Below are 11,565 nucleotides of genomic sequence, written 5' to 3'. Positions count from 1 at the left end.
CAATGCTCAGTTGAAGCAGTCTTCGACGGTGTTGGCGCAGTTGGTGGGGTCGTTGTCGGTGATGGTGGAGTCGTCGTCGAGCTTGACCTTGCCATCGTTGTTGAAGATGCCGCCGGCGATCCCCTTGTGGTCCTTGTCCCTGTCGTTGCCCTTGTCGTGGCCCTTGTCGTGGCCGTTGTCGTGGTCGTTGCCGTTGTCGGCCTTGTTCTTAGTGACCTTGGTGTTGGTCAGGGTCACCTTGCCTTCGTTGTTGTAGATGCCGCCGCCGTTCTTGCCGGCGAAGTTCTCCTTGATCTTGGTGTCGCGCAGGGCCAGGCTGGCGCCGAGGTCCTTGCGGTCCTCGTGGTCCTCGTGGTCCTTGTCCTTCGACCAGGAAGAAGCCTCCCAGGCGGCCGGGCCGGCCATGCTGCCGCCGTTGTGCCAGTCCTTGTCCTTGTCCTCGAACGGCTTGCCGTTGAAGATGCCGCCACCGAAGCGGCCCGCGCTGTTCTCGAGGACCTCACTGTCGGTGACGGTGGCGGAGGCTCGGTCCTCCTCGTCCCTGTCCTCGTCCTTGCCGTTCCACAGGACGGAGTTGCGCTTCTTGTCCTCGTCACTGCTGACGTTGTAGATGCCGCCGCCGTCCTTGTGGGCCTTGTTCTTCTCGACGTTGCTGTTCTTGACCTTCAGGACGGTGTCGACGGCGGCGATGCCGCCACCGTTCTCGCCAGCGGTGTTGTTCTTGATGAACGTCCAGCTGACCTCGACGAAGCCATCGTTGCTGGACAGGCCGCCGCCGTTCTTCTTGGCGGTGTTGCCCTCGATGAGGGTCTTCTCGATCGTGACGGTGCCGGCCTTGTCGTCGTCGCGGTCGTCGTGGCGGTCGTCGTCGTGGCGGCCGCCGCTGGTGAGGTTCGCGTTGCCGTGCTCGTCCTTCTTCTTGTCGTGGTCGTCCTTCTTCTTGTCGCTGTGGCCGTTGGCGATGCCGCCGCCGTCCTTGCCCGCGGTGTTGTTGCTGATGCGGGACTCCGGGCCCTTGCCGTCGTGCGAGCCCGTGACGTCGAGGATTCCGGCGTTGAAGATGGCACCGCCGTCCTCTCCGGCGTGGTTGTTGTCGAAGGTGCTGCCCTCGGCCGTGACCCGGCCGAAGTTGGCGACCGCGCCGCCGTTGTTCTCGGCGCTGTTGAGGACGAACTTGGCGTTCACCAGGCGGGCCTCGCCGCCGCGTTCGACCAGCAGGCCACCGCCGTCGCCCTCGTGCTCCTTGTCGTCCTTGCGGTCCTCGTCGTGCTTGTCCTTGTCCTTGTCCTTGTCCTTGCCGGACTCCTCGCCGCGCCAGCCGTTCTCGGCCGGCTTCGGCGCCGGGGCGGTTGCCGGCTTCGGCGCCGGGGCGGTTGCCGGCTTCGCTTCGGTGGCGGTTGCCGGCTTCGCTTCGGTGGCGGTCGCGGGCTTCGCTTCGGTGGCGGTCGCGGGCTTCGCCGCGGTGTCGGCTGCCGGCTTCGCCGCGGTGTCGGCTGCCGGCTTCGCCGCGGTGGCGGCTGCGGGCTTCGCCGCGGTGTCGGCTGCCGGCTTCGCCGGGGCGGGCGCCGGGGCAGGTTCGCCGCCGCCAGTCCCGGACTGGTTGCCGGGTACCCACTGCTTCGGCGGCTGCTTGTCCTTGTCGTGCTTGTCCTTGTCCTTGTCGTCCTTGCGGTCTTCGCCGGCCGCACCGTTGCGGACCGTGACGTCCTTCAGGGTCAGGTCACCCCCGTCGGCGACGCGGAAGATCCGGAAACCCTCCTCGGCTTCGCGCTTGATCGTCGCGCCGTTGCCCTCGATGGTGACTTCCTGCTTGATCGTCGGCAGGCCCGCCTCGGACTTCTTGTCGTGCTCGTCGAGTTCGTAGGTGCAGTCCTTGGCCAGCTTCAGCGTCCCGCCGTCATCACGGTTGGCCAGCTCGAGGGCCTCGACGAGGTCATCGTCGTCGCACTCCACCTCCCGCACCTCATCGCGGTCGTCCTTGTCCCTGCCCTTGTCGTCCTTGTGCTCGTCCTTGCCCTTGTCGTCCTTGGCCTCGTCCTTGCCGTCGTCGCTGACCAGCTGGGAGGTCGACCACTTGACGTCGGTTAGTCGGTGCGGGCCGGTCACCCCGGTGGTGGCGTACGCCACGCCCGTGAGGCCGACCGCTCCGGCGAGGCCCGCAACGCCCGTGACGAGCCAGAGCCGGCGCCGGCGGAACGGCGAGTTGTTCTCGCCAGTCGCGTCATCGTTCTTGCGAAGGTGGTTGGACATCGGAGTTCTCTGCCCTCTCCTTGTACCCAGACAAGGTCGCTTCGCCGTGGCGAGGCGGCCTTCGCTACAAATCGGTTGTAGCTGCTGAACAACACCGTATGGGAGAGTTCCTCACTATGCGGGCGTATCCGAAGAAACCCCGCATTCGGCGTGCATGACGCAGAGTGGGAACGGTCAGCCCGCTCGGCATGAGCGGTGCTGAGAACGCGGCCGATGGCGGAAAGCCCCCGGACGCCGCCAGCCGGGGGCCGGTGGCGGAAAGGGCGCGACGATGGCGCAGAGCTTCAACGGTGATGGCCGGGCACGATCCGCCCGCGGCACTCTCCGGATGGCGGGACACCCGAAAGCCCGCCTCGGGTCCCACTCGGGCCGAACGACCGCCGGCCGGGCACGTCCGGCGTGGAGCAGTTCGGGTTCACCCCCGACCGGATCGTGGACGAGCGAGATCAGGCCACGACGTCGACGGGCCCCACCGCCGGCGTCGTAACGACGAGATGCGTCGCAGACGTCGGCGGCGGGGCCCGCCCGTGGTCGTACGTGTGGGGTCAGCCCGGCAGCCGCGGACCCGCCTCGCGCTGCTCGGCCAGCCAGGTCTCCACCTCGTCGGCGGTGCGCGGCAGGCCGGCCGACAGGTTCACCGCGCCGGTCGCGGTGACCAGCACGTCGTCCTCGATCCGTACGCCGACGCCGCGCAGCTCGGCGGGGACCAGCTCATCCTCCGGCTGGAAGTACAGCCCCGGCTCGACGGTGAGCACGTAGCCCTCGCCCAGCGTGCCGTCGCGGTACGTCTCCTTGCGGGCGTTCGAGCAGTCGTGCACGTCGATGCCGAGCATGTGGCCGAAGCCGTGCAGCGTCCACCGCCGGTAGACCGAGGACTTCTCGTCCATCGCCTCGTCCACGCTCACCGGCAGCAGGCCCAGCTCCGCCAGGCCCTCAGCGAGCACCCGCATGCAGGTCAGGTGGACGTCCTTGAACTTCACCCCGGGCCGGATGGCCTCGATGCCAGCCTGCTGCGAGGCGTACACGATGTCGTAGACCTGGCGTTGCAGGGCGGTGAACCGGCCGCTCACCGGCAGCACCCGGGTCACGTCGGCGGTGTACAGGTTGCGGCCCTCGACACCCATGTCCATCAGCAGCAGCTCACCCGGCCGGGTGGCGCCGTGGTTGTGCACCCAGTGCAGGATCGTGGCGTGCTCGCCGGCGCCGACGATCGAGCCGTACCCGACGTCGTTGCCGTCGTGCCGGGCCCGCAGCGCGAAGATCCCCTCCAGCAGGCGCTCGGAGACGGCGCGGTCGGCCGGCAGGATCCGGGCCACGTCCTCGAAGCCCCGCACCGTGGCGTCGATCGCGTCCCGGAGCTGGCCGATCTCCCACTCGTCCTTGACGAGCTTCTGCTCCGAGATGGCGATCGCCAGCTCCCGGTCGCGGGGCGGCTGCCCCTCGGCGCGGACCCCGTCGTACGGGCGGACCGCCGCGTCCACCTCGGCGTCGAACCCGCGCAGCACCCGGGTCCGCCCCGGCGACAGGTCGGCCAGCGTCGCCTCCAGGCCGGTCAGGTCGGCGGTGGGCAGGCCCAGCTCGGTGGACTTCTCGCTGAGCGTGTGCCGCCGGCCCACCCACAGCTCGCCGTGCCGGCTGCGGAAGAACTCGTCGGTCTCCCGCGACGAGCGGGGCCGCATGTACAGCGTGGCGTCGTGCCCGGAGCCGTTCGGGCGAAGCACCAGCACGCTGTCCGGGTCGTGGTCGCCGGTCAGGTAGGCGAAGTCACTGCCCGGCCGGAACGGGTAGGCGGTGTCGTTGGCCCGGACCTTCTCGGGGCCGGTCGGGATCACCAGCGTCTCGCCGGGGAAGGCCGCCGAGAGCGCGGCCCGCCGCTTGGCGTAGTCGGGGGCCTCCGGCCGGGGCGCCACCGGAAGCGCGCTGTCCCGCCAGCCCTGCCGCATGAAGGACAGGAACGCCTCCGGGAAGTCCGGATCGTGCGATTCCGTACCGTCCGTCGGCGTACCGTCGGTGCGTCCCTCGGTCATTGCGCCGCTCCCTCCGTGTCATTGCTGGTCCCGACGGTACCGCGCGCCCGGTTCACGCTGGCGCCGGCCGGGAGCGCTCCGGATCGACGGACGGCTGCGACGGGCCCACGGCGCGCGTGGGAAGATGACCACCATGTGCGGACTCCTGGCCTTCTTCAGCGCGAACGGCAACGCCGCCGCGCACCGCGACCACATCGCCGGAGCGTTGGAATGCCTGCACCACCGCGGCCCCGACGAGACAGGGGTCGAGGTGGTCGGCGACGCCTCCGGCCGGTACGCGGACGGAGTGTTCGCCCACAAGCGGCTCGCCATCATCGACGTCGCGTCGAGCCACGAGCCGCTGCCCTACGCGAACGGCCGTTACCTGCTCACCTTCAACGGTGAGATCTACAACTACATCGAGCTGCGCGACGAGCTGATCCGGGACTTCGGCGCCCAGTTCGCCACCGCCGGTGACGGCGAGGTGATCGTCGCCGGCTACCACTTCTGGGGCGAGCAGGTGCTCACCCGGTTGCGCGGCATGTTCGCCTTCGTCATCTGGGACCGGCAGGAGCGGCGCGCGTTCGGTGCCCGCGACTACTTCGGCATCAAGCCAATGCACTACCTGGAGACCGCCGACGGGCTCTACCTGGCCTCGGAGAAGAAGGCGCTGCTGCCGTTCGCGCACAGCAGCTACCAGGGCGACGCGGGCGTCGACACGGCCAACCTCAGCCACTACCTGACCCTGCAGTACGTCCCCGAGCCCGGCACCCTGCACAAGGGCATCAACCGGATCGGCTCCGGGGAGTACCTGACCTGGACCCCGGGCGGGCGGATCGACGTACGCCGGTGGTATCGGCCGGTGTTCCGGCCGGCGGCGGTCGACGACGAGCAGAAGCTGTACCACGAGATCCGGGAGACGTTGCGGGAGAGCGTGCGCATGCACATGCGCTCCGACGTGCCGGTCGGCTCGTTCCTGTCCAGCGGCATCGACTCCACCGCGGTGGTCGCGCTGGCCCGGGAGTTCAACCCGAACATCCTCACCTTCACCGTCGGCTTCGACGTGCCGGGATACTCGGAGATCGACGTCGCCCAGGATTCGGCCCGGCACCTGGACGTCACCACGATCCCCACCAAGATCGGTCCGCAGGACATGATCGACGCGCTGCCGAAGATCGTCTGGCACCTGGACGACCCGGTGGCCGACCCGGCGCTGGTGCCGCTCTACTTCGTGGCGAAGAAGGCCGCCGAGCACGTCACGGTGGTGCTCTCCGGTGAGGGGGCCGACGAGTTCTTCGGCGGCTACACCATCTACCGGGAGCCACTGTCGCTCAGCGGCGTGAACGGCCTGCCCGGCGGGGTGCAGAAGGGGCTGCGCGCGGTCTCCAAGGCGATCCCGCAGGGGGTCAAGGGCAAGAGCTTCCTGGAGCGCGGCACCACCCCGATCGAGGAGCGCTACTACGGCAACGCCCGGATGTTCACCGAGGAGGAGAAGCAGCACCTGCTGCGCCGTTACGACCCCTCGGTGCGCTACACCGACGTGACCGCCCCGATCTACGCGGAGTGCACGGAACTGGACGACGTCACCAAGATGCAGTACGTCGACCTCTACACCTGGCTGCGCGGGGACATCCTGGTCAAGGCCGACCGGATCTCGATGGCCCACTCGCTGGAGGTGCGGGTGCCGTTCCTCGACCGCGCGGTGTTCGACGTCGCGGCGAAGATCCCGGTCGACCTCAAGCTGCCGCCGCGCTCCGACGCCACGAAGTACGCGATGCGCCAGGCGTTGCAGGGCGTCGTCCCGCCGGCCATCGTCAACCGCAAGAAGCTGGGCTTCCCGACCCCCACCCGGGTCTGGCTGCGCGGCGAGATGTACGAGTGGGCCCGACACGTGCTGAGCACCTCGGGCGCCGGCGACCTGCTCGACTTGTCGTACGCGCTGCGGTTGCTCGACGAGCACAAGCGGGAGGAGGCCGACCACTCCCGCAAGGTGTGGACCGTGCTGATCTTCTGCATCTGGCACGCCATCTTCGTGGCCAAGACCCTCGACCCGGGCATCCAGCGCAACCAGTCCGCCCTGCTCACCAAGCCGGTAGTCGGCTCCATGGTCCGCTGACCGGGTAAGGAGGGCCCCCTGTTATCGCATTTCGCGTGGCAGGGGGCCCTTCTTGACACCCGGGTTCCCGGTCCGCGCCAGCGGCCCGGGTCCGCTGGGTCAGCGGCGGGCTCAGGTGACCGTGGGGAGTGCGTTGGTGCCCGTCGTGCTGGCCAGGAAGCCGAAGGTCGTGGTGCCCTCCGGTGCGACCGTGCCGTTGTGTGCGACGTTGGTGGCCGTCACCGACGAGCCGGACGAGGTCTGGGTGGCGTTCCAGCCGTTGAACGGCGTACTGCCGTGGTTCATGATCATGACTTCGCCATGGAAGCCGCCCTGCCACGCGCTGACGACCTTGTAGACGGCCATGCAGTCACCGCCGTGCGGAGGCGGGGTGGTCGGGTCCGGGTTCGGCGGGGGAGTCGTCGGGTTGGGCGGGGGAGTCGTCGGGTTCGGCGGCGGGATGCCGCCCGGACCCACACCGGTCACCTCGCCGTTGCCGCCGTCGAAGGTCACGTCGGAGCAGCCGAAGAAGTTCTCCTGCGAGTCCGAGCGCTCCCAGCGGGAGTAGATGATGTGTCTGCCACTCTTGCCCGACGGCAGGTTGCCGCTGAAGTAGTAGTGCCCCTCGTTGGTGCCGACCCCGCCACGCTGCGGTGGGTTGGTCACCGTCAGGAACGGCTGCTCCTCCAGGTCTCCCCACGCCAGCGCCCGGGTCGGGCTCCAACTGTTCTTGGTGACGTAGAAGTAGAACGTGCCCGGGTGGTGTGCCCAGTTGCTGTACCGGAAGTCCAGCCGCGCCCCGGCGGTCAGGTGGGTCAGCGGCCAGTCGGTACGGGGCAGGTCGTAGCCCCGGTAGCCGGGGTTGCCGCCGCTGCACAACTGCCCGTCCGGGATGAAGCCGACCGTCCGGCCGCCGGCGTCGGAGCGCAGCACGCTGAACCAGTTGTAGAGCGAGTTCGCGCCACTCTGCGCCACGGCGGCGGAGCACGCGGGGTTGTTCGGCCTGATCTCGCCGGTCTGGCTCAGTCCGTCCTGCCAGCACAGGAAAGTGCGGCTGCCGGGGGTCATCGCCGCGCCGTGCGCGGCGGCCGGCTCCGGGCTGGACGCCAGGGCGACGGCGCCCAGGGTGAGGGTCACGGCCGCGGTGAGCAACGCGGCCGTACGGGAACGGTTCACGGGTTCTCCTGACTCGCGAGGCGCGCCGCCTGAGCCGCCCCGCCGCAATCGGGTGGGATGTGGCCTGGTCGCCCCGCTCCAACGAGCGGAAGCGATGATCACGGTGCGTGCCCCGGCGGGAATCGGCCGGTGGACACGCGCCGTCAACGGTCCCTGTCGTGGACCGGCGCCCTCGCGTCAACGAACCCGGCAACCGGCGGCGCGGCAGCCCTCGCACCGCCCGGTACGCGTCATCCCACCATGCCGCCCGGCCGCAACGCAATAGGCCATCCTCGATGCCTCAGATCGCCTGGCGGGCGATCCTCAGAGGAGCTTCTCCAGGGTGATCGGCAGCTCGTACTGCCGGCGCCCGGTGGCGTCGTACACGGCGTTGGCGATCGCGGCCGCCACGCCCACCACACCGATCTCCCCGACGCCCTTCATGCCGAGCGGGTTCACCGCCTCGTCGCGCACCTCGATGGTGTCCACCACCACGTCCGGCGCGTCCGCGTTGACCGGCACCAGGTAGTCGCCGAGGCTGGCGTTGGCCCAGCGGCCAAGCCGTGGGTCCATCCGGGTGGCCTCCAGCAGCGCCTGGCCCAGCCCCCAGAGCATCCCGCCCATGAGCTGGCTGTGCGCGGTCTTGCGGTTGAGCACCCGGCCCGGCGCGAACACGCCGACCATCCGGCGTACCCGGACCACGCCGAGGTCGGCGTCCACCGCCACCTCGGCCATCTGCGCGCCGAAGGTGTGCACCCCGTACCCGGCGTCCTGCGGCGGCGGGTTCCAGGTGCCGAGCACCTCCACGTCCGGCACGAAGGTGCGATGCATCAGGTCGGCGTACGTCTCGCCGACGTCGGGCCGGTCGCGCAGCACCATCTTGCCGTCGCGGACCTGCACGGCGGCCGGGTCCGCGCCGCGCAGCGGCGAGTGGTCGTCGGCCACCGCCCGTCGGATCAGCTCGTCGCGTAGCTGGGTCGTCGCCAGGTGTACGGCTGAGCCCACCGCGCTGGTGCCGGCGGAACCCACCGCGGCGGTGACGTTCGGCAGGTCGCTGCTGCCGCCCACGAACCGCACCCGCTCCACCGGAATGCCCAGCCCGTCCGCGGCGACCTGGGTCATCGCGGTGAAGACCCCCGTGCCGAACTCCGAGACGCCGGCCTCGACCACCGCGGTGCCGTCGTTGTAGAGCCGAGCCCGGGCCCGCTGCGGGTTCACCGGCTGGGTCACCGGGTAGAGAGCGCTGGCCATGCCGGTGCCGATCAACCAGTTCCCCTCCCGCCGGGATCGGGGCAGCGGGCGGTCGTGCCAGCCGAACAGCTCGGCGGCCCGCTGGTAGCACTCCGTCAACCCGCTGCTCGACCACGGTTTGCCGCTCTCCGGGTCGGTCGCCGAGTAGTTGCGCAGTCGCAGCTCCAGCGGATCAACGCCGATCCGCTCGGCCAGCTCGTCCATCGCGCACTCCAGCGCGAACATCCCGGTCGCCTCGCCGGGGGCCCGGGTGAAGGTCGGTGTGATGGTGTTCCCCCGGACCAGGTGGTAGATCCCCTCATAGTTCGGGCTGGTGTAGGCCACCGACGGGCTCTGCAACGACGGCTCCGCCCAGTCGTCGAACGGAGAGGTGAGCGAGAGCTTGTGGTGGCGTAGCGCGGTGATCCGGCCGTCCGCCCGCGCGGCGAGAGTGATCCGCTGCTCCTGCTCCTCGCGGTGCCCGCAGGAGGTGAACATCTGCTCCCGGGTGAGTACCAGTCGCACCGGCCGGCCCACGTGCCGGGCGGACAGCGCGGCCAACGCCGGGTGGTGCCAGACCATCGCCTTGGAACCGAAGCTGCCGCCCACGGCATGGCTGACCACCCGGATCGAGATGGGTGGCAGGCCGAGCAGCTCGGCAAGGGTGAACTGGACGGAGTTCGGCCCCTGGGTCGAGTCGTAGACGGTCAGCCGGTCGAGGTCCTCCCAGACCGCGGTGCTGGCCGACGGCTCGATCGGGTTGTGGTGGTTGGGCGCGAAGCGGTAGGTGGCGTCCACGCACACGTCCGCGTCGGTTAGCGCCTTGGCCACGTCACCCCGGGACGCGTGCCCGGGCAGCAGCCCGCCAAAGATCCGCTCGGGCACGTACGCCTGGTCCCGGGCCTGGTCCAGCAGGGTGGTGGCGGGCGTGGCGGCGTACTCGAAGCGGATGAGGGTGCCGGCGTGGTCGGCGCGTTCGATGGTGTCGGCGACCACGATGGCGACCGGCTGGCCGGCGTAGTGGATCGTCTCGTCCTGCATCGGGAAGAAGGTCTGCCCCGGTGCGGCCAGCCCGGCCAGCGACGGGAGCAGCTTCGGCACGGTGGCGACCCGGGCCAGGTTGCGGTGGGTGAGCACGGCGAGCACACCGTCGGCCCGCTCGGCCTGGCTGGTGTCGATCGCGATGATCCGGCCGCTGGCGATCTTCGCGTTCACCACCACCGCGTGCGCCAGGTTGGGCACCGGGACCTCGGCCGAATAACGCGACTCGCCGCGTACCTTGAATCGGCCGTCCACCCGGTTGAGGGTCGCGCCGATCGCCGGGCTCATGTCGTTCCCTCCCGCTGCGCCATGCTCTCCAGGGCCCGGACCATGGTTCGCCGGGCCAGCTCGACCTTGAAGGCGTTCATTCCGTGCGGCACCGCTGGCGCCAGCTCCGCCTCGGCGGCGCGGGTGAACGACTCGGTGGTCGCTGGTGCGCCGTCGAGCAGCCGCTCGGCCTGCCGGGCCCGCCACGGTTTGGTGGCCACCCCGCCCAGGGCCAGCCGGATCTCGGTGATCCGACCGCCGGCAACCGACATGGCCACCGCGACGGAGGCGAGCGCGAACTCGTACGACTCGCGGTCGCGGATCTTGATGTAGCGGGAGGTGGCCGCGGCCGGCGTCGGAGGCAGGTCGATGCCGGTCACCAGTTCGCCGTGCGTCAGCGGGTGCTCCCGTTCCGGCGTCTGCCCGGGGAGCAGGAAGAAGTCGTCGATCGGGATGCTCCGCTGCCCGGCCGGGCCTTCGGTCTGAACCACCGCGTCGAGTGCGACCAGGGCCACGCCGAGGTCCGAGGGGTGGGTGGCGATGCAGCAGTCGCTGGTGCCGAGCACCGCGTGCCCCCGGTTGATTCCGTCGAGCGCGCTGCATCCGGTGCCCGGTGCCCGTTTGTTGCAGCCGGCCGCGACGTCCCGGAAGTAGCTGCACCGCACCCGCTGCATGAGGTTGCCGGCGATGGTGGCCATGTTGCGCAGCTGCGGGGAGGCGCCGAGCAGCAGCGCCTCGGCGACCATCGGGTAGCGCCGGACCAGCTCCGGCTCCCCGGCCACGTCGCTCATCCGGGCCAGCCCACCGAGTCGCAACCCGCCGCCGGGCAGCTCCTCGATCCGGTTCAGCGGCAGGTCGTTGATGTCGACCAGGCGCTGCGGCTGTTCGACGTAGATGCGCAGCAGGTCGACCTGGGTGGTGCCACCGGCCAGGAAGGTGCTCTCCGGGTCGGCGCTCACCGCGCCGATCGCGGTGGCGACGTCGGTGGCGCGGGAGTAGCTAACGGGACGCATCGCCCGGCTCCCCCTGGTCGCGGACGCGGCGGACGGCCGCGCGGATGTGCGGGTACGCGGCGCAGCGGCAGATGTTGCCGCTCATCCACTCCCGGATCTCGGTGTCGTCGCCGGCGTGCCCCTCGGCGAGCAGCGCCACCGCGGACATGATCTGCCCGGGGGTGCAGTAGCCGCACTGCAACGCGTCGCAGTCCAGGAACGCCTGCTGCATGGGGTGCAGCGTGTCCCCGTCGGACAGTCCCTCGATCGTGGTCACCTCGCGGTTCTCGCAGGTGATCGCCAGGGTCAGGCAGGACAGCACCCGGCGCCCGTCCACCCACACGGTGCACGCGCCGCAGGCGCCCTGGTTGCAGCCCTTCTTGGTGCCGGTCAGCTCGAGCCGGTCGCGGAGGGCGTCGAGCAGGCTGACCCGCGGCTCGATGGCTGTCGTCCGGCTTTCGCCGTTGACCTGCAGGTGGACCGCCACCTCGCCGGGACCCCGGACCACCGCGTGGTCCGGGGTCGGCGC

General features: G+C 70.2%; 7 protein-coding genes. 1 reads left to right on the top strand and 6 read right to left on the bottom strand.

The window, feature by feature from the left end:
• Positions 1–6: 6 nt before the first annotated feature.
• Together BUS84_RS13690 and BUS84_RS13685 are read right to left on the bottom strand one after the other, a co-directional pair.
• On the bottom strand, positions 7–2,250 hold the full coding sequence (locus BUS84_RS13690) for a hypothetical protein (RefSeq protein ID WP_074312719.1): 2,244 nt from the start codon (positions 2,248–2,250) through the stop codon (positions 7–9).
• A gap of 545 nt (positions 2,251–2,795) precedes the next feature.
• Positions 2,796–4,277 carry an aminopeptidase P family protein gene (locus tag BUS84_RS13685; RefSeq protein ID WP_074312717.1) on the bottom strand — a complete coding sequence of 494 codons (1,482 nt, stop codon included), beginning with the start codon at positions 4,275–4,277 and terminating at the stop codon, positions 2,796–2,798.
• Between the two features lie 133 nt (positions 4,278–4,410).
• Between BUS84_RS13685 and asnB the strand changes: the two genes are divergently transcribed.
• Positions 4,411–6,372, top strand: a complete 1,962-nt coding sequence (asnB, locus tag BUS84_RS13680) for an asparagine synthase (glutamine-hydrolyzing) (protein WP_074318776.1) — start codon at positions 4,411–4,413, stop codon at positions 6,370–6,372.
• 111 nt (positions 6,373–6,483) lie between these two features.
• On the opposite strand, the gene BUS84_RS13675 is transcribed toward asnB, so the two are convergent.
• The 4 genes from BUS84_RS13675 to BUS84_RS13660 all read right to left on the bottom strand — a co-directional run bounded on the left by BUS84_RS13675 (position 6,484) and on the right by BUS84_RS13660 (position 11,544).
• On the bottom strand, positions 6,484–7,527 hold the full coding sequence (locus tag BUS84_RS13675) for a lytic polysaccharide monooxygenase (protein WP_074312715.1): 1,044 nt from the start codon (positions 7,525–7,527) through the stop codon (positions 6,484–6,486).
• 303 nt (positions 7,528–7,830) lie between these two features.
• Complete coding sequence (locus tag BUS84_RS13670; RefSeq protein WP_074312713.1) at positions 7,831–10,065, bottom strand: xanthine dehydrogenase family protein molybdopterin-binding subunit; 2,235 nt, start codon at positions 10,063–10,065, stop codon at positions 7,831–7,833.
• Entirely contained in the window at positions 10,062–11,057 is a 996-nt protein-coding gene (locus BUS84_RS13665; RefSeq protein WP_074312711.1) for an FAD binding domain-containing protein, read from the bottom strand. The genes BUS84_RS13670 and BUS84_RS13665 overlap by 4 nt, the downstream gene beginning before the upstream one ends.
• Positions 11,044–11,544, bottom strand: coding sequence for a (2Fe-2S)-binding protein (locus BUS84_RS13660; RefSeq protein WP_425293485.1), 501 nt, complete (start codon positions 11,542–11,544; stop codon positions 11,044–11,046). The genes BUS84_RS13665 and BUS84_RS13660 overlap by 14 nt, the downstream gene beginning before the upstream one ends.
• Between the last annotated feature and the right edge of the window lie 21 nt (positions 11,545–11,565).

This window comes from Micromonospora cremea (assembly GCF_900143515.1).
GTDB lineage: Bacteria > Actinomycetota > Actinomycetes > Mycobacteriales > Micromonosporaceae > Micromonospora > Micromonospora cremea.
Note: the sequence above shows the minus strand (reverse complement) of the source record. Positions and strands in the feature narration are given on the sequence as shown.